This window comes from Chungangia koreensis (assembly GCF_042651785.1).
Lineage (GTDB): Bacteria > Bacillota > Bacilli > Bacillales_A > Planococcaceae > Chungangia > Chungangia koreensis.
In genome coordinates, this window is sequence record NZ_JBHSEC010000007.1 from 81987 (window position 1) to 100555 (window position 18569).

Here is an 18569-nt window from a genome sequence, read left to right on the forward strand (position 1 = left end):
GAGAGAATATGCGGTTAAAAGATAAAGTAGCAATCGTAACAGGAGCTGCTGGTGGAATCGGCCGTGGCATCGCTTTGGCAATGGCCAAGGAAGGCGCACATGTCACCATCGTTGATATTAACGAAGAAAACGGGAAAAAAACGTTGGAAGAAGTCAATGCACATACGGAAGGTCTATTGTTCATCCGTGATATTTCGAAGCGAGAATCCATCGAAGAGATCATCCAGGCGGTCGTTTCCAAATTCGGAAAGCTTGATATTGTCGTCAACAATGCACATGCTTCCAGACAGGCGCTCTTAGTGGAAACAACACAGGAAATGTTCGATCTATCGTTTAATACAGGTTTCTATCCGACATTTAACTTCATGCAACTTGCTTATCCGGAACTGAAGAAGACAAAAGGGAAAGTTATTAACTTTGCTTCTGGGGCAGGAATTAACGGTCAGCCTACGCAAACTTCCTATGCAGCCGCGAAAGAAGCGATCCGTGGGATTACACGGGTGGCAGCGAACGAATGGGGCCCGGACGGCATCAACGTCAACCTCATCGCACCGATTGCCCGAACACCGGGTGTGGAAGCATGGAGTCAAAGTTCGCCAGAATTGTATGAACGTATGATCCAAGGAATCCCGCTCCGCCGTTTAGGGGAACCTGAAGAAGATATCGGCCGTACGGCAGTGTTCTTGGCAAGTGAAGATTCGGATTATATTACCGGCCAAACGATTATGGTGGATGGCGGATCGATTAAAATTTATTAAATCAGGAGTGAAATGAAATGGGACGGTTAGATAACAAAGTAGCGATTGTAACTGGTGGAGCTTCCGGTATTGGGGAAAAGATAGTAGATTTGTTTGTGTCTGAAGGTGCAACAGTCATCGCAGCCGATATCAATGAAGCGGCATTGGAAAAAGCGAGCCAGAAACAGAAAGTACATGGCATGAAACTGAACGTTGCTGACGATCAAGCATGGGCTGACTTTGCGAAAGAAGTAAAAGAAAAATTCGGCCGGATTGACGTCCTTGTTAACAACGCAGGAATCTCTTCCGAAAAAGGCTACCAAGACATCACTCTCGATGACTGGAACAAAATGATGGCCATCAACGGATTTGGCGCGTTCGCAGGCATTAAACACGTTGCTCCGATCATGGCTGAACAAAAAGCCGGTTCCATCGTCAACATTTCTTCCTATACAGCTCAAATCGGACAAGGATTCAATCACTATTCCGCATCCAAAGGAGCCGTTCGTGCATTCTCGAAAGCAGCAGCTACCCAATTCGGACGTAGCGGGGTGCGAGTGAATGCGGTATTCCCTGGAATTATCGAAACACCGATGACAGCAGCTTTGACTCAATACAAAGAATTGTTGAACCAATTAGTTCAAGCTACTCCACTCCAACGCTTAGGGCAACCAGATGACATTGCGAAAGCAGTTCTTTTCTTCGCTTCTGACGATTCTTCTTATGTCACGGGCGCAGAATTAGTAATTGACGGCGGTTTCTCTGCGCAATAAGCATTCTAAAACTATAAACCGTTGTGAAGAGTAAAAAGGAAATTTTAATGTTCTCACAATCAATGAAAAAATGTAGAAGATAGTTAAACAAAAGAAATTAAATAAATATGAAAAAGTACATGGAACCATTAACCCGTTCCGTTTTGAATCACTTTTTTTCAAATTACTCAATAAAACTCATAGGTTTTCGGGCTTTTTTAGACAATCGAATAACAACATATTTAGCTCCGCTTTTAGCGGGGCTAAATTAATTTTAGTTGTTAAAATATTCGATCACTTTATGTGGATAACGATGGTAAAATTAAAGTGTAGTTATTGAACTTAAGCGGCTGTTTAGTGTGAGGAGGAATTAACAGTAAAGAGCTAATGCATGAAAGGTCAGGTATTTCTACTATAAAATAAATCTGATGGGATAAGGGGCGTTCTGTTTATTATCTAGAAAGGTGGAAGGCTTTAAATGAACGAATATATGAATATGATAGAGACCGTTTTGAAAGACAGTAATCCATTGAAACTAATTTTAAAAGGATGGATGGAAGAGGGGGTGGGTGTTGTCGCTGTAGTTTATGCAACTACAGATTCTAACAAAGCTAGAAGTCGTATCGAGGAACTAATTTCTGTAGTCAATGATGACAGCTACTATATGGTTTATAGTGTCCCTTTTGATGTGGATTTAACTCAAATTGGGCATTACCCTTCAATAGCAATTTCTAAAGAAGATTTTAAATAATTGGTATTACATATCAGTTCCTGTATGCCTTATTAGAAAAAATTAAACAAGAAAGATTAAAAATCAGCTTCGTTCTTCTGTGAACTGAGCTTTTTTTGCAAAAGAAAAAACCGCAAAATGCGGTTTAATTGTTATTACAGCAAATTCATATGCAAAATCAGTGTTTTGCGATAGGGAACGGAACCTGTTAATGAAACTATTGAATCAGTCTGATTCTGTTTAAGGCTAAATGTAATAAACCTTCCTCATATGAAAGATAAAACAGAAAGACAAAACCAAAAATGTCGAATAGTCGTAGTTCTAACGTTCTTCAACCTCTCATGATGATGTATACAAAATAGACAAGGTAAGCAACTGTGAGAAGGCTACCCTCGATTCTCGAGATTTTGTATTTAGACCATGCAAAAATAAATAAGACAGCGGTTACGGCAATTAAAATATACAGGTCCGTGAAGATATTGCCATCCACAGGAAGCGGAGCAATCACCGCTGATGTTCCGAGTACAAAGAAGATATTAAAAATATTGCTGCCGACTAAGTTACCTAAGGCAATTTCACTTTCTTTCTTTCGTGCGGCTGTGATGGAAGTTACGAGCTCCGGCAGAGAAGTTCCGACTGCGACAATCGTTAAACCAACAAGGGTTTCGCTCATTCCAAACGAATAGGCGATTTCCACTGCATTAGTTACAACTAAATCTCCACCAAAGATAATGGCAGCAAGACCGCCGAGGGTGAATAGGATATATTTTCCCCAACTGGGCTTAGATGAAGTATGAGTGTCTTCCGGTTCAGCAGTAGCCAGTGTTCGATTATGTCTGGCGACTTCAAAGATGTAATACATAAAAACACTGAAGATTGCTAAGAACACAAGCCCATCGCTGCGGGTAAGAAAGTTGTCGGTTGAACCATTAAGCGTAAGATCACTCGCTAAGACGAACAGTACAATACTACCTAACATGGTAAAAGGAATTTCTTTGCGTACGATCGAGTCATCCACTAATAATGGGCTGATTATTGCTGTCACACCGACAATAACGGTGATGTTAAATATGTTACTCCCTACCACGTTCCCAACGGAAACATCCGAATTTCCTTCTAATGCTGCAAGTATACTTACCGTTGCTTCAGGGGCACTTGTCCCAAAGGCAACAATAGTAAGTCCAATGAGTAAAGGCGAGACCTTTAATGTTCGAGCGATATTAGAAGCACCCTCCACAAAAAAGTCTGCTCCTTTTATAAGTAAAGCAAATCCAACTAGTAACAATAAATACGTCATTCATTTACCATCCTCTTTTTAGAACTTCTTATACAGACTTTACCTAACCTGCCTTAGTTTAAGCAAATATATTTCCAATGTGACTATGATGTCCCCTCTACGTTTACATTTATATAACAATAGATGACCTGTTAACTAAATAATATCTGAACACCGCTTGCCAACAGATAAGCGTGGTTTTTATGCAAGAACTATTTAGCATTCAACTCTATTAAAGTGTGAATTCATAAAACTTTTACAAAAACACAGACTGCTATTTACAATTTACATTTATCCTTTACAAAGGAGCAATTTTTGGAACTTAGGATCCAACGTATGGATATGTAAGTTTCGAATCAGAAAGAGTTAAGAAAGGATGAGAAACAATGAACGTTCGTAAAAACTTCGATAAAAACCTGCAAGATTTACAAAGCAAAATGAATGAAATGAACGAACTGTCAATTTCAGCATTTGAAAAAGCATTTACGGCTTTTAAAACGCAGGATGTCGAACTGGCTTTAAAAGTAATTGATGAGGATTCGGTAATTGATAACTTGGATAACGAGATTAATCAATACGCAGTGTGGCTCATTGCAAAAGAACAGCCATTCGCTACGGATTTACGTAGGATCATCGCATCCTTGAAAATTACGTCGGACATTGAGCGGATTGCTGACTTTGCTGTAAACATTGCTAAAGCTACAGTAAAAATCGGGAAAACCGAATCGTTAATCAATATTACACAGTTAGAACAAATGAAAGAAGTCTCCATGAAAATGCTCAAAATGGGCGTTACATCTTTTATCGAAGAGGATATGGCCCTTGCGAAAGAAGTGGGGGACTTGGATGATCAAGTGGATAACTACTACGCAGAAACATATAAGAGCATTACCGAATTCTTGCGTACTCATCCGGAGGATACAACTCAATTAGTGCAATTGTTGTTCATCAATCGATTCCTTGAACGTACAGCTGACCATATTACAAACATCGCTGAAAGTGCGGCGTATTTAGTAAAAGGTCAAATTTACGATTTGGGTTGACCAATCATCTTATACTATTTGTTAAGCAAAGAAATCTGTTAGACCGTCATGGGTCTTCAGATTTCTTTTTTGTTGGTAGTATGTTAACCCAAGTACTTGAATACTATGAACTAATAAAAGTGTAATAGAAATGCACAAGGTGGCGGGACAATGAAAACAATCATCGTTTTACTTTTCCTCATCATCCTTTTCTTTTTCATAGCTGGAGTAGTGTTTGATCGGAGAAAAGCTGTATCCCAAAAGAATCACAATGAATGGCTGGCTGATTTGCCACATGACCATTCGATTTCTTCCATCAACTTTTCACAAGCCTTATTGATCGATGAATCGGCAGAGGTAATACTGTTTCTTCAAGAATTGGATCAGGAGGAATATGAATATGATGAAATCCCCTTTTATAAAATCCTTGAAGTAGCATTAATAGAGAATAATCAATCGGTCTATTCCTTTCCTAAAAATAGTGTTCTCCTTAATGAAGGGAAATCAGCCGTACATGATGAAGAGATGGACGAAGAGGATGAATACATTGAAAATCTGACTTTGAAAGTATTAGTGGATGATCTGACAAATCCAGTGAAGGAATTCAATTGTATTGAGGAAGAGGATTATATTTCAAGTGAAACAGATGAATATATAGATGCTTTCGAGGAATGTAGTGACTGGTATCATAAACTTGTCATTCTTATTAAACGAACGGAAAAAAGTAGGACTAGTTCTAAAGGAAGAATAGAAGTGTGACACGTACTGCACGTCCTTTGACTATACAATATGTATCTTTGCATATTTTAAAGAAGGTTAACCCGAATGAGCGGAGGGAACTTGTGAAAGCCATTTTTTATGAAAAGTATGGCACACCTGATGTACTCACCATGAAAGAAGTTGACATCCCACAACCACAAGACCATGAAGTGTTAGTGAAGGTTCATGCAGCATCTTTAAATTACGGCAATTTAGTGCTGTTAAAAGGGGAACCGTTCTTAGCTCGCTTCGCCTTTGGTCTCACTAAACCAAAATATACTATTCCAGGCGGAGATGTTGCGGGAAAGGTAGAGGCGGTTGGAAAAGATGTAACATTGTTTAAGACTGGTGATGAAGTGTTCGGTGATTTGTCCGCGTCAGGATGGGGAGCTTTCGCAGAGTATGTGGCGGTTCCGGAAAGTTCGTTAGTATTAAAATCCTCCAATATGACCTTTGAAGAAGCAGCTTCAGTACCGATGGCAGCAGTAACTGCTTTACAGGCATTGCGTGACAAAGGTCAAATAGAACCGGGAAAAAAGGTTTTAATAAATGGGGCATCAGGAGGAGTCGGCACATTCGCGGTACAAATCGCAAAATCTTTTGGTGCAGAGGTCACCGCTGTATGCAGTACGAATAATGTGGAAATTGCACGGTCAATTGGTGCAGACTACGTAATCGATTATAAGCAAGAAGATTTCACGAAGAAGGCAGAGAAATATGACCTGATTATAGGCGCCAACGGCAATCATCCGATTACAGCATATAAACGGGTCTTGAAACCAAATGGGAGATTTGTTCATGTGGGGGGTTCCGGTACTCAAATGTTCCAAACGATGAGCCTTGGTCCGATCATATCAATGACGGGAAGCAGAAAAATGCTCGGCTTTTTACAACGCGCGAACAAACAAGATCTTCTTTATGTAAAAGAATTGCTTGAAGCAGGAAAAGTAAAAGCTACGATTGACCGGACGTATTCGTTTGATGAAGTTCCGGAAGCGTTCCGATACTTTGAAAAAGGGCATGCCAAAGGGAAAGTAGTCATTACCATTAACCAATAAGAAAAGCAGAGAAAGATGTTCAAGTTCTTTCTCTGCTTTTTCTATTTTCTATTTACGAAGACATTGCCATACCGCCGTTCACATGGATACATTGTCCCGTAATATAGGCACCTTCATCTGAAGCAAGGAGGACGTATGCTCCTACCAAATCAGCAGGTTGGCCAGGACGTCCCAGTGGGGTGGATAAGCCGAATTGCTCCACCTTGTCTCCTTCGAAGGTTGAAGGGATCAACGGTGTCCAGATTGGACCAGGTGCTACCATATTTACACGGATACCTTGTGAAGCGACACTCTTTGCAAGGCTTCTGACAAAGCCGACAATAGCCCCTTTTGTTGCCGTATAATCGATGAGAGTATCATTTCCGACATAGGCGTTGATAGACGTCGTACTGATGATGGCATCCCCTTGACCCAAATGGTCGAGTGCATATTTGCTCAAGTAAAAGTGTGAGTATATATTCGTTTTAAATGTTAGATCCCATTGATCGGAAGTAATGTTGCGGATATCATCCGTCGGGAATTGAATCCCTGCGTTATTCACAGCAATATTAAGTTTGCCGAATTCTGCCACGGTTTTATCAACAAGCCCCTTACAGGTCTCCTCTTTTGTTATATCACCTGGCAATAACAAGCAACGTACTCCCTCTGCTTCGACTAATGCCTTCGTTTCTTCCGCATCATTCTGTTCTTCAAAATAGTTTACGACCACATCAGCGCCTTCTTTTGCATAAGCGATTGCAACTGCACGCCCGATGCCGCTGTCACCACCTGTAATCAGCGCAACTTTCCCTTTTAGCTTCTCACTACCTTTATATTCAAGTGGCTGGACAGGCAGTGGTTTCATGTTTTTTTCAATTCCCGGCTGTCTCGGTTGTTCCTGAGCAGGTTGTCCTTGTTTTTGAACATCATATATATTCATCGTTTGGTCCCCTTTCTCAAATTGTTCCTTTAGTAAATGGGTACCACGACAGAGTGTATTTAAACTGGACAGATTTGCTTTCGTCCTTATATGTTCAACCCCTCCTCACAATTGCGAATACAGTGGGGAAGTCAATTGATGAGGCAAGACAATAGCCTCTGTTTAATTATCCCATTGCATCCTGTTCAAATCAGTGTATAATAACAAATTAGGTGCCAACCTTAGTGACTTCGAGTCACACCCGGAAATACCGCTAACAGCACGGATTGCTGGGTGTTTTCGTCTATGAGCAGGAGATGAGCCCTGCTCTTTTATTTTGACTAATAATGCGCTTAGATCCTATTTGGGTCTAAGCGCTTTTTAATTTCTTGAAAAAACGATTGAAATCATGAAAGTAACGAAACATATCATAAAACGTCTATTTAATTACAAGTTTTACTGGAGGTGAGTGAAATCATGAAAAAGTTAATTCCTTTACTTCTATTGTTACTCACAATAACTGGATGCATGGCGGAAGAACACGCCAGTGAAGGTCAGTCAGGGGAGCGCCAGCCACCGATCGAAATAGATGAGAATGTGAAGGAATTGATATTGAGCATCGTTGAGAACTTTGGCTATCAGCTACAGAACGTTTCTCTATTGGGACCTAAAGAGGAACTGGAGAAGAGCATGAGAAAACACTATAGCGGCCTCGTTTCTTCAGAATTGATCGGGCAGTGGCTCAATGATCCGGTCAATGCTCCAGGAAGGTTAACGTCAAGCCCTTGGCCAGATCGAATCGATGTAACAGATATCCAAAAGGTGTCGGAAAGTAAATATTCTATAAACGGTGAAATTGTTGAAATAACAAGCGTACCTGAGATTGCAGCCAAGATTCCGATTCATCTCCTTGTAGAAAAGGTCGGGGAACGTTGGATGATTACTGATGTAAGAATCGACAAAGATGAAAACTATGATCAAATATTCTATGAAAATGACAAATATGGTTTCCTTTTTAAGCTACCTGCTGGTTGGAAAGACTATTCAATTGTTGAGGATGAGTGGAAAGGGGTGTCGACAAACGGAGAGGTGATTGAAACAGGCCCCATCATTTCAATCCGCCATCCTGAATGGACACCGGAAAATCCGCGTCAGGATATTCCAATCATGATCCTGAATTTAGAACAATGGGAGTTAATGCAGTCCGATGAATTCCACATTGGCGCAGCACCTATTAGACCACGAGAACTGGCCCGTAATGTGCAGTATGTGTTTGCATTGCCTGCACGTTATAACTTTGCTTTCCCGACTGGGTACGAGGAAGTGGAAAAGATTATTGAAAGTAATCCAATCGAAGTACAGTTATAGAGAAAACACCTCCGGAATCATTTATTTCCGGAGGTGTTTCTATTATAGTTGCACTGTTGTGTTTGGTGTTTTTGCATACTTCATCGAAACTAAAAAGAAAAGCCCTGCACTCGTGAACCTAAGGATTGAACTGATATTCATGGCCATATTGACTCCGAGCCATTCCAACAAGCCGATTCCAACTTGTGGAGCAATGAATGCCACCACCGATAACAATACATTGTATGTTGTTATGCAATATGTCCTTTTTTCGGAAGGGGATTGCTCAAGGAGTAGGTTGAACAACAGTAACACAACTCCTGCAACAAAGAATCCCGAGGTTGTTTGCACGATGGTTAAGTAATATAAGTTTGTCGATAAGACCGTAAGGAAAGGTGTCGTCGCCATCCCGATGGCCGCCCATACAAACACAGCAGTATTCGACTTTTTGTCAGCCCATTTTTTCCAAAGAGGGAATGAGAAGATTTGAGCCAAGCTTGCGCCTGCTGAAAAAATGCTGAGCCAGAAAATGGTCGCACCGGCAATGCGTACATTGTAGATATTAAATATTCCCCACGCCATCTGCCAAGCGAAGTTAAAGAACAATGCCGCAAGTAGAAACCATACATAGTTAGAGTGCTTGAAGATTGACCAATCCATGAGTTTCTTCTTCACAATCGGACCAACGGATTCACCTATTTCTTCCTTATGTTTCATTAACAAAAAGACTTCCAAGAGACCGAATGTAAAGGCTAAGCCGAATACTATCTGATAAGCAAGGGCACTTTCGGAGGCGTCCCTCATAACTAATCCTATGGTCAATGTTGAAATTAGTCCCGCAACGGTTAACAGCCGGTTCCGGTCGCTAAAAAAAGCTCCGCGACGGGATTCGTCCACTATATTGCTGATGAAAGCCTGCCATCCGATATTGGCTACAGTATTTGGTACATTCATGAGAGCGACTAAGCCTAAGAAAAACCATGCGGCTGACTCAGCAGGAAGATAGATAATGCCGATCATGAGCAGGAAAATTAACCTTGCCAGCATGACGGATCCCGCAACTAGTTTCTTTTGGGTATGTGCTTTGTTAATCATGACGGCTGCGGGAATGGTAATCAGTAATGCCATTAATGGCGGTAGTGAACTGATCAGTCCGACCTGATAGTTTGTGGCACCCAAAATGGTGATTGCGAAAATGGGAAAGAAGTTTCCGGTAATATTATTGGCAATAGTAGAAGCCATACCATGATATATACTTATTTTTTCGTTGTATTGGCGCATGATGTTTTCTCCAAATTCATAAATGTTGCACTTCTCAGATGAATTATACTCCGGAATCCGAAGAATACAAGACCTTAGGGACACGAAATTTTTAAAAAATATAGATGAATAGAAGAAATAATTTTCATACTCAACTAACCATGCTTCTATTGCTTGTAAGGTGGGTATATATTATCGGAGTTTACTGAGGAAAGGGGCGAACAAAATGTCTTGGAAGAAACTTCGCCGCTTCACCAGAATCACCTTTGCTGGCATTCTTACGGCGATCGTAATTATTTTTGTTGGATTATTCATAACTACCTCATTTACCCCCGTGCCATTTATCACTTTATTACAAGAGGCAGGAATGGTTGAGGGAGAGGTGAATTCTTTTAAGCCGAAGGAAACGCCAGCAGAAACGGTGTTATCAGATGGAACTTTACTGGTCAGTGATATTCAGTATGGCGATAAGTATCCGAATAGTTTCTTAGATATTTACATACCTGAGGGTCAAGAGGACACAAGACGCCCTACCATCCTCTTCGTGCATGGAGGTGGATTTGCATGGGGGGATAAAACGGTTGGTAAACCAAAGGAAGATGACGAATCTCCTCATTATCTCCGGACGTTAGCCAAAAATGGTTTTAATGTCGTAAGTATCAATTATGCTCTTACTCCGGAATACGACTACCCAGTACCATTATTCCAATTAGATCAAGCAGTGAAATTCTTGCAGGAATACGGGAAAGAATATGGCTTGGCGGATGAAGGTGTGATTTTCATGGGGCAAAGTGCCGGTGGCCAAGTAATCGGACAGTATGTAAATATTCAGACCAACTCTAAATATGCCAAACAGTTAAATATGAAGCCCACCATCAATCTGAACGAAATCAAAGGGGTTGTGTTCAATTCAGCTTTACTTGATGGAAATCAGATGGATCAAACAGATAATGGACTTAAAAACTATCTTTTTAATGCAATGGGAAGGCTGTTCTTTGATACAGATGACTTGAAGAAGGGATATTCGGTTGACCAATCCAATGTCATCCAACATATGAATTCTAACTTTCCTCCAACCTTCATCACGGATGGGAACAGTGGGTCGTTCACGGAGCAGGCAAAAGATTTAGATAGGCGAATGGACGAGTTGGACATTCCTCATCAGTTTAATTACTACGATAAAAAAACCGCGAAATTGACACATGGCTATGAAAGCTTATTAACAAATGAATATGCTAAAAAGAATATGGAAAAGATGTTGGATTTCCTCATCAGCAATGATGTAGAACCGATATCGTAGAAAAATAGACGCACCTTTCGAATCGAAGGATGCGTCTGTTTTTTAAAGTATTTCCCATTAGATGTAACTTAGTTTCCTTTTCTCACGTTGCCTCGGCAATTTCCGCTGTTTCCGTTACTTGTAAAGCAGGCTTAGACGCCCTTGCATATCGTATAGAGATGATGAAAAACAGAACTGCAGCCATAAATCTTAGGACAGACGTCACATTCATGGAGCTCACAATTCCATACGTATCAAGCAGCCAGATCCCGAATTGTGGAGCAGCGAAAGAAACGAGAGATAACAGTACGTTATATGTTGTAATGCAATACGTTCTTTTTGCTTCAGGAGCTTGTTCTAATAGCAGGTTAAAGAGAACTAACGTAACCCCTGCTACAAAGAAACCAGTTGCTGTTTGTACAAAAATTAACCAGTACAGATTCGGTGATAGTACTGTTAAAAACGGTGTAGCTGCCATCCCCATTGCAGCCCAAACAAATACTGACACGTTCGACTTATTTTCAGCCCACTTTTTCCAAAGCGGGAAGGATAGGAACTGCGCCAACATGCTGCCGACAGAAAACATACTAAGCCAAAAAACTGTAGCATGCGCCACCCGGACATTATATATATTGAATATTCCCCACGCCATCTGCCAAGCAAAATTGAAGAATAACGCCCCGAATAGAAACCATACAAAATTCGAATGCTTGAAGATTGACCAATCCATGATTCTCTTTTTCTCATTTTCAGCCGTAAGAACGACTGTCTCCTCTTTGTGCTTCATTAAGAAATATACTTCTAATAATCCAAAGCAGAAAGAAACACCAAACAATACTTGAAAGGCGAACGCGCTATTGGAGACATCCTTCATTAAAATACCAATCAATAAGGTAGAGGCAAATCCGACAATTGTCAGCAAACGGTTACGGTCACTGAAAAAATCCCCACGTCTGTGTTCATCAATCGTATTACTGATCAATGCTTGCCATCCCATGCCGGCAAGTGTATTCGGGATATTCATAGCTGCTACCAGGACAATGAATGCCCACCCTTGAATTTCACCAGAAGGTAAGTAAACAATCCCGATAATCGCCAGGAATAATAGGCGGGCAAACAATACGGAAAAGGCGACAAGCTTCTTTTGTGAGTGTGCACGGTTAATCATCATCGCTGCTGGAATTGTCATAAGCAACGCCAAAAGCGGAGGCATGGAGCTAAGCAATCCGACTTGATAGTTGGTTGCACCTAAAACAGTCATCGCAAAGATCGGGAAGAAGTTTCCGGATGTATTGGAAGAAATGGTTGATGCCATTCCGTGAAAGATACTTATTTTTTCGTTATACGGTCTCAAGTTATTCCCCTATTTCATAAGATTTTTTTAAACCTTAAGCATTATATATGGATGCTTCTAAAATTAGAAGATTTTAGATGAATTTGTAATAATACGGAATATTCTTCTGATTCTAAGTTAAAAGGAGAGATTGTTTGATTACGACTGAGCTTTTCAATTTTGAAGGGCAAGAATTCACTGCGGTTACGGTGAAATTGCCCAAAACAACGTTGCTTACCGTATCGAATGAGAAGGGCTATATTATGTGCGGAGCTTTGGATGTCGGGTTATTAAATAGTCGTTTAGCAGACCGAAAGATTATCGCAGGAAGAGCGGTAGGAGTGAAGACAATCGAAGAATTGCTCCATGCGCCACTTGAATCTGTGACGCTGGAAGCTGAAAAGTTGGGGATTACTGTAGGAATGATTGGGAAAGAGGCTTTGTTGAAGATGGTTTGATAAAAAAGAGACAGTCTGGTGCGCCCAGGCTGTCTTTACGTTTTTGATCGCTTTATTCCATTAATGGTTTTAGACCAATATACATTAGCGCTTCATTCACATTTTCAATCCGATAGATTTTCCTTTCCAAGCAAAATTTCATGACCAAATCGAATTTTTCGCTTTCGGATAATGAATAGCCGGCAGCATTCAGTAATTCTGTTGCATCCATCACATTGAGTTCTAAAGCAAAGGCTAACGCCATGACTGTATTTTTCTTCGGTCTATATCCGCTGTTTGACCGGATTTTGGAAAAATGTTTTCGGTCAATCCAAGCCTTTTTGTAAATGGACGCATCGCTTTCTCCTGTCCGGTCAATAAATTTAAAAAGGGTTTCTCTGAAGGAAGGTTTCTTATGATCGCGAATGAACTCTTCCAAACTAATATTTCGGACACTTTCAGAGACAGTAAATTCCGAGTAGAGAACAACTTCTTCCTCTATCATATGATCGAAAATATATGTAGATAGTTCCATTAATATTTTCTGTTCAAGCATGGATATCCCTCTTAACTGTCGCTTTTCAGGCGACCATATTGGATGTGGGTTTCGATATGATTATACCATCGAACAAAAAGTGGAGGATGAAGAGATATGAAACAGACAGAAATTGTTTTTCTTTTGGACAGGAGCGGCTCGATGGGTGGGTTTGAAAGTGATACGATCGGAGGCTTTAATTCTTTTATTCAAAGGCAATGTGAGTTAGAAGGGGAGACACGACTGACAACCGTGCTATTTGATGATGAATACGAAATCCTATGGGACGGTGTCGAAGCAACTCAAGTGAAGCTGACAGATAAGGAATACTATGTCAGAGGCATGACAGCCCTATTAGATGCAGTAGGGAAGACTATTTTGACGGTGGGAAACAGGATTTCTACATTAGGGAAGCGCAAGCCGGATCAAGTCATCTTTGTCATTACGACAGACGGTATGGAAAATGCGAGTAAGGAATTCACCTATAAAACTGTTAAGAAATTGATTAGGCAAAAGACAAATGAGGGATGGGAATTCATATTTATGGGAGCGAATATTGATGTAAATGAGGAAGCGGAGCATATTGGGGTCTCTGTGGAGAACGCCTATAGCTTTGACGTAAGCGAAAAAGGTGTAGAGAGTATGTATGAGCGAGTGTTTGAAGCAGTTGCTGAAAGGAGAAAATCTTAAGGGCAATACAAAATTATATTCGTATTGGGCTTGCAATCCGGGTCATTCATCATCACCTGAATACTATTGCTGTAGAAGGAATTCTGAGAGGGGGATTATGATGTCAATTGTGCCTTACGATCCTTTTAAGAGGTTTGCATCAATTTTACGGGAGTTTGAAGATTTTTTCTCAAGTGTTCCAGTAGCTTTTGAAAACTTGGCCTCACAACAACATGTAAAAGTCACAATGGATGAAACGGATCATCAACTGACTGCTAAGTGCCACATCCCAGGTATTGATAAGATGGAGGACATAACAATTGAAGTGAATCATAATATGATGACGATTACAGGATCGAATAATCAATCTACAGAAATCATCCGCCAGGACAGTTATCAAAAACAATGGTTTTTAGGAAGGTTTCAACGATCCATCCATTTGCCATGTGCCGTAAAGAGTGAGGGAATTATGGCGGTGCATGAAGGTGAAACCTTAACAGTCATCATGCCAAAAGAGAAGAGAAAATTAATTGATTAAAAACAAAAGGTGACCGCAGAAAACTGGTCACCTTTTTCGTTATGCTTCTTCTAAAATTTCCTTCTGTTTTTTCTTAGTTAAACCTCTAAGAACTAATTCGTAAGATTGGTCAGCCATTTCTCTCAGTACTTCATCCGGAACATGCCCGTTCAGTTTAACGGAATTCCAATGGACTTTATTCATATAGTAACCAGGTATGACATCTTCGTATTGTTCCCGAAGAAGCTCTCCTTCCTCAGGTTTTAGCTTCAATGTCACAAGATCATCCTTGCCCTCGCTGTTCTTGCAGACTGCGGCATACAACTTGTCCCCAATCATATAGCGGTCCCAGTTCCATTCTTCTTTGTAGTCCTTATTCACACCTTTTTTGTTCAATAAATAATCATGCAGCCATGGATAATTCAACACGATCTCCCCCTTTGTTTACTTCATTTTAGATCATCTACTTTCACCTTTGTAGCCCATGGGCGCTTTTTTTCATACTATACACTATCAATCTAAAAGTGGCAGGTGAAGGAATGACAGAAAAGGTGATCATTTTAGGTGGTGGGGTAGCGGGGCTAAGCGCAGCACATGAGCTGGTGGAACGCGGATTTGATGTAACGATTTATGAGGCAAAACCCATTCTTGGTGGAAAAGCGCGTTCTGTTCCTGTTTTTGGTACGGGAATGTTGGGGAGGAAGGATCTTCCCGGCGAGCACGGGTTCCGTTTCTTTCCCCATTTCTATAAACATGTCATTGATACGATGAAACGCATTCCGCATGAAGATGAAACCGTTTATGATCATTTAGTTTCCGCTACGGAGATGGGCATAGCCCGGTTTGATCAGCCGGTTGTACCGTTTTCGTTAGGATTTCCAAAATCTTTTTTCCATCTTAAACGAAATCTTAATAGCTTGCTTAAGACCAATTGGGGTTTAACCGATGCAGAACGTGATCTTTTTATCGATAAAATATGGCAAATTATGACGAGTTGTTTAGAAAGACGAAATGTGGAATATGAAGGGATGAGCTGGTGGGAGTTTTTAGAGGCGGAAGAACAATCGGAAGACTTCCGAAGGGTGTTTGCAGGAGTTACGCGCTCACTTGTTGCAGCGAATGCGAAAGAAGCAAGCATGAAAACCATCGGCAATGTACTTTCCCAGCTTCTGCTTGATTTCATTAGTCCGCTGACAGATCCTGATCGGCTGTTGAATGGTCCGACGAATGACGTTTGGATCGGCCCTTGGCTTCGTTATTTACAAGGTCGAGGTGTAAAGATTGTCCAAAATGCCCAATGCATTAAAATACAATGCGAAGGGGGAAGGATTGGTAACGTTTTGATCCTACAGGATGGCGGGGTTTCAACAGTGAAGGGTGATTATTATTTATCTGCCTTGCCGGTTGAAGGAATGGAGAAGTTGCTTACTGATGAAATGATTCAAATAGACCCTTCTTTGAAGGGAATCAGGAAGCTGAAGGAAAGCCTGAATTGGATGAATGGTATCCAATTTTTCTTGAGAGAAGACATTCCGATTCTGCATGGCCACATATTATGTCAGGATACACCATGGGCATTGACGATGATTTCCCAATCCCAGTTTTGGCCAGCAGACATAACGAATTATGGTGATGGAAATGTTAAGGGAATCCTATCAGTTTGTATTTCCGACTGGAATACTCCTGGGATTATATATAGAAAAAAAGCGTCAGAATGTACCCGTGATGAAATTAAAGAAGAAGTGTGGGCTCAGCTTAAGAGAAGTTTGAATGCCGAAGAATCGATTCTAAACGACGATGTGCTTCACTCATGGTTCCTTGATCCTGACTTATTGTTTGGAAAGAGTGGGATAACGAATGGGTCCCCATTGTTGATAAACGAAGTTGATACCTGGCGGCTTCGGCCGGAAGCCACTACTGAAATATCCAATTTATTTTTAGCTTCTGACTATGTAAGGACAAATACTGATTTAGCCAGTATGGAGGCCGCGAATGAAGCAGCCAGAAGGGCAGTGAACGGTATACTCTCAGTTTCGAGATCAGAAGAGCCAAAATGTGATATATGGGAGATGTATGAATTCGAATTATTTACTCCGTGGCATCTTGTGGATTCAAAAAGGTATCGGAGGAACCTGCCTTGGGACGGTAAGTATTCCATGCTCAGAAGAATGCTAAAAATGATCCAGCTATTAATGAGACAAACAGCATATAATCGGAAAATCAAAGCCACCCATGTGCAATGAATTGGGTGGTTTTTTAGCTTTTTTTAATGCAATACTTCCTCGATTTGTAGACATAATAATTAGTGGTTTTCATTTTAAAAGCCCGTATATACGGGCTTTTAGTTGGACACAAATTGATTATGTTAACTAAATTGTGTATAATAGATAAGTCGTTACATAAAAAATTGCTATTGTCTAAGGGTTTTCAGCGAGGCAATAGAATCCTCGAAAGACCATTTTGACTAAAAGGAGACGTGAGAATAGCATAGAGAAAGGATGATTATATGAAGGCTGTTCAAACAGCAGACGTAGAAGTAACGAAGACAGTGGATGATTATTCTTTTGATCGAGTCCCTGAAGAAAAGAGGAATATGGGTTGGTTCAGTGTTACCAATATCACATTCGGGATCGCTACCGCTATATTCTATTTCCAAATGGGAAGTGTGATGGCTCTACAATTCGGAGCAATTAATGCCATCATTTCAGCAATTTATGCCATAATTGTGGCAGGTATTTTAGGAACCGTCATTTCTTATTTATCGGCAAAATCAGGTATGAACGTTAACCTGATGTCGAGAAGCGGTTTCGGTTATATCGGTGCTTCTTTAACCTCATTAATATACGCATCGAACTTTATCATGTATTGTGCGTTTGAAGGCATGATTTTGGTAGCTGCGGTACACGCATTTTTCCCCTCAATTCCAGTTTGGCTATTAATCATCGTATTTGGCACCATCATTATTCCGCTAAATTGGTTTGGCATTAAGCAGTTAGACAAACTGCAAAAATGGTCCTTGCCGATCTTTGCTATCTTTTTAATTGTGACCATTATTGTTGCATGGAACAAAACATCTTTATATGAAGGCAGTTTTTGGACTTATATGCCTGAAGGCGTACAAATCGGTGGCAGTGCATTATTGCTCTGTATCGGTATGCAACATGGGATTATGGGTTTAACAGCTCTATTAGGTTCTGACTATGCTCGTTTCCTAAAACCGAAAGATCTTAAACTTGGATCAGTTATGATTGGTTTTATCCCGCAAATATTTTGTTTCGGTGTAATGGGCGGACTAGGTATTTGGTTTGGTGTCCGCTTAGGCGAATCAAATCCAGGGGTTTACATTGTCACACTTCTTGGACTTGGCGGCGTATTGTTTACATTGCTCACTCAATTGAGAATTAATGTAACGAATATATACAGCGCATCGCTATCTCTTTCCAACTTTTTTGAGAATGTATTTCATTTTAAGCCAGGCAGACGATTCTGGGTGGTCGTTGCAGGTGTGGTCTCGATGGGACTCATGCTTGGCGGCATTTTAGACCACTTGAGTGCTGCTATGACATTCCAAGGTGTATTCCTGATGACTTGGGCAGCGATCTTAGTGACAGACGCATTAGTTGTGAAAAAGCTGATGAAGATTGTTCCGGAAGGCTATGAAGCGAAGCAGGAAAAACTATTTAAATGGAATCCAGTGGGTGTTGCTCCACTTGTCATTGCGAGTATATTAGGCACAATTGCTGCACTCGGTTACATGGGAACATTCCTGCAAAGTACAGCTTCTTTCTTTGCAGCTGTCTTGGCGTCCATATTGACAGTAATTGTTGCAAAGGCGACAAATGGCCAGTATTACTATAAAGAATCCGCTGTTCGTAAAGCGAAGAAAGAAAAAGAACCGAGATCTTCTAATAGTGAAGGCCGGGAAGCAGAGAGTTATTAATATAAAGAGGATGTCCATTG

Annotated in this window: 19 protein-coding genes; 13 read left to right on the forward strand and 6 right to left on the reverse strand. The window is 40.7% G+C overall.

The annotated features are described in order from the left end of the window. Positions 1 to 8: 8 nt before the first annotated feature. The 3 genes from ACFOZY_RS06545 to ACFOZY_RS06555 all read left to right on the forward strand — a co-directional run bounded on the left by ACFOZY_RS06545 (position 9) and on the right by ACFOZY_RS06555 (position 2240). Positions 9 to 758, forward strand: a complete 750-nt coding sequence (locus ACFOZY_RS06545) for an SDR family NAD(P)-dependent oxidoreductase (RefSeq protein ID WP_378153555.1) — start codon at positions 9 to 11, stop codon at positions 756 to 758. A gap of 17 nt (positions 759 to 775) precedes the next feature. Beyond that, positions 776 to 1510, forward strand: coding sequence for an SDR family NAD(P)-dependent oxidoreductase (locus tag ACFOZY_RS06550; RefSeq protein ID WP_378153557.1), 735 nt, complete (start codon positions 776 to 778; stop codon positions 1508 to 1510). A gap of 457 nt (positions 1511 to 1967) precedes the next feature. After that, on the forward strand, positions 1968 to 2240 hold the full coding sequence (locus tag ACFOZY_RS06555; RefSeq protein ID WP_378153559.1) for a hypothetical protein: 273 nt from the start codon (positions 1968 to 1970) through the stop codon (positions 2238 to 2240). Between the two features lie 310 nt (positions 2241 to 2550). Here the strand turns inward: ACFOZY_RS06555 and ACFOZY_RS06560 are convergent, their stop codons facing one another. Next, the gene (locus tag ACFOZY_RS06560) at positions 2551 to 3516 is read right to left on the reverse strand and encodes a calcium/sodium antiporter (RefSeq protein WP_378153561.1); all 966 of its coding nucleotides are present in this window, start codon (positions 3514 to 3516) and stop codon (positions 2551 to 2553) included. Between the two features lie 365 nt (positions 3517 to 3881). Here ACFOZY_RS06560 and phoU point away from each other — a divergent pair, with 365 nt between their 5' ends. The 3 genes from phoU (at position 3882) to ACFOZY_RS06575 (ending at position 6334) form a co-directional block, all read left to right on the forward strand. Next, positions 3882 to 4538, forward strand: coding sequence for a phosphate signaling complex protein PhoU (phoU, locus tag ACFOZY_RS06565; RefSeq protein WP_378153563.1), 657 nt, complete (start codon positions 3882 to 3884; stop codon positions 4536 to 4538). Between the two features lie 150 nt (positions 4539 to 4688). After that, positions 4689 to 5276, forward strand: a complete 588-nt coding sequence (locus ACFOZY_RS06570) for a hypothetical protein (protein ID WP_378153565.1) — start codon at positions 4689 to 4691, stop codon at positions 5274 to 5276. Beyond that, on the forward strand, positions 5273 to 6334 hold the full coding sequence (locus tag ACFOZY_RS06575) for an NAD(P)-dependent alcohol dehydrogenase (RefSeq protein ID WP_378153567.1): 1062 nt from the start codon (positions 5273 to 5275) through the stop codon (positions 6332 to 6334). The genes ACFOZY_RS06570 and ACFOZY_RS06575 overlap by 4 nt, the downstream gene beginning before the upstream one ends. A gap of 52 nt (positions 6335 to 6386) precedes the next feature. On the opposite strand, the gene ACFOZY_RS06580 is transcribed toward ACFOZY_RS06575, so the two are convergent. Continuing rightward, positions 6387 to 7253 carry an SDR family oxidoreductase gene (locus ACFOZY_RS06580; RefSeq protein ID WP_378153569.1) on the reverse strand — a complete coding sequence of 289 codons (867 nt, stop codon included), beginning with the start codon at positions 7251 to 7253 and terminating at the stop codon, positions 6387 to 6389. A 456-nt stretch (positions 7254 to 7709) separates the two neighbouring features. Here ACFOZY_RS06580 and ACFOZY_RS06585 point away from each other — a divergent pair, with 456 nt between their 5' ends. After that, on the forward strand, positions 7710 to 8600 hold the full coding sequence (locus ACFOZY_RS06585; protein ID WP_378153571.1) for a hypothetical protein: 891 nt from the start codon (positions 7710 to 7712) through the stop codon (positions 8598 to 8600). A gap of 42 nt (positions 8601 to 8642) precedes the next feature. Here the strand turns inward: ACFOZY_RS06585 and ACFOZY_RS06590 are convergent, their stop codons facing one another. Then, on the reverse strand, positions 8643 to 9860 hold the full coding sequence (locus ACFOZY_RS06590) for an MFS transporter (RefSeq protein ID WP_378153573.1): 1218 nt from the start codon (positions 9858 to 9860) through the stop codon (positions 8643 to 8645). Positions 9861 to 10065: 205 nt separating this feature from the next. On the opposite strand from ACFOZY_RS06590, the gene ACFOZY_RS06595 reads away from it, so the two are divergent. Further along, the gene (locus ACFOZY_RS06595) at positions 10066 to 11139 is read left to right on the forward strand and encodes an alpha/beta hydrolase (RefSeq protein WP_378153575.1); all 1074 of its coding nucleotides are present in this window, start codon (positions 10066 to 10068) and stop codon (positions 11137 to 11139) included. Between the two features lie 82 nt (positions 11140 to 11221). Here the strand turns inward: ACFOZY_RS06595 and ACFOZY_RS06600 are convergent, their stop codons facing one another. Continuing rightward, positions 11222 to 12433 carry an MFS transporter gene (locus tag ACFOZY_RS06600; RefSeq protein WP_378153577.1) on the reverse strand — a complete coding sequence of 404 codons (1212 nt, stop codon included), beginning with the start codon at positions 12431 to 12433 and terminating at the stop codon, positions 11222 to 11224. A gap of 173 nt (positions 12434 to 12606) precedes the next feature. Here ACFOZY_RS06600 and ACFOZY_RS06605 point away from each other — a divergent pair, with 173 nt between their 5' ends. Continuing rightward, the gene (locus ACFOZY_RS06605; RefSeq protein WP_378153579.1) at positions 12607 to 12909 is read left to right on the forward strand and encodes a YunC family protein; all 303 of its coding nucleotides are present in this window, start codon (positions 12607 to 12609) and stop codon (positions 12907 to 12909) included. 52 nt (positions 12910 to 12961) lie between these two features. On the opposite strand, the gene ACFOZY_RS06610 is transcribed toward ACFOZY_RS06605, so the two are convergent. Beyond that, a complete protein-coding gene (locus tag ACFOZY_RS06610; RefSeq protein WP_378153581.1) occupies positions 12962 to 13444 on the reverse strand; it encodes a hypothetical protein in 483 nt (160 codons plus the stop codon). A gap of 96 nt (positions 13445 to 13540) precedes the next feature. Between ACFOZY_RS06610 and ACFOZY_RS06615 the strand changes: the two genes are divergently transcribed. Both ACFOZY_RS06615 and ACFOZY_RS06620 read left to right on the forward strand, forming a co-directional pair. Continuing rightward, positions 13541 to 14113, forward strand: coding sequence for a vWA domain-containing protein (locus ACFOZY_RS06615; protein WP_378153583.1), 573 nt, complete (start codon positions 13541 to 13543; stop codon positions 14111 to 14113). A gap of 97 nt (positions 14114 to 14210) precedes the next feature. Further along, complete coding sequence (locus ACFOZY_RS06620; protein ID WP_378153585.1) at positions 14211 to 14630, forward strand: Hsp20/alpha crystallin family protein; 420 nt, start codon at positions 14211 to 14213, stop codon at positions 14628 to 14630. Between the two features lie 39 nt (positions 14631 to 14669). Here ACFOZY_RS06620 and ACFOZY_RS06625 read toward each other — a convergent pair whose 3' ends face one another. Beyond that, on the reverse strand, positions 14670 to 15035 hold the full coding sequence (locus tag ACFOZY_RS06625) for an MmcQ/YjbR family DNA-binding protein (RefSeq protein WP_378153587.1): 366 nt from the start codon (positions 15033 to 15035) through the stop codon (positions 14670 to 14672). 113 nt (positions 15036 to 15148) lie between these two features. Between ACFOZY_RS06625 and ACFOZY_RS06630 the strand changes: the two genes are divergently transcribed. Then, positions 15149 to 16852: a hydroxysqualene dehydroxylase gene (locus ACFOZY_RS06630; protein ID WP_378153589.1), complete on the forward strand. Its 1704-nt coding sequence runs from the start codon at positions 15149 to 15151 to the stop codon at positions 16850 to 16852. A gap of 263 nt (positions 16853 to 17115) precedes the next feature. After that, positions 17116 to 18549 (forward strand): purine-cytosine permease family protein, encoded by a 1434-nt coding sequence (locus tag ACFOZY_RS06635; RefSeq protein WP_378153591.1) that lies wholly within the window; start codon positions 17116 to 17118, stop codon positions 18547 to 18549. Positions 18550 to 18569 lie beyond the last annotated feature (20 nt).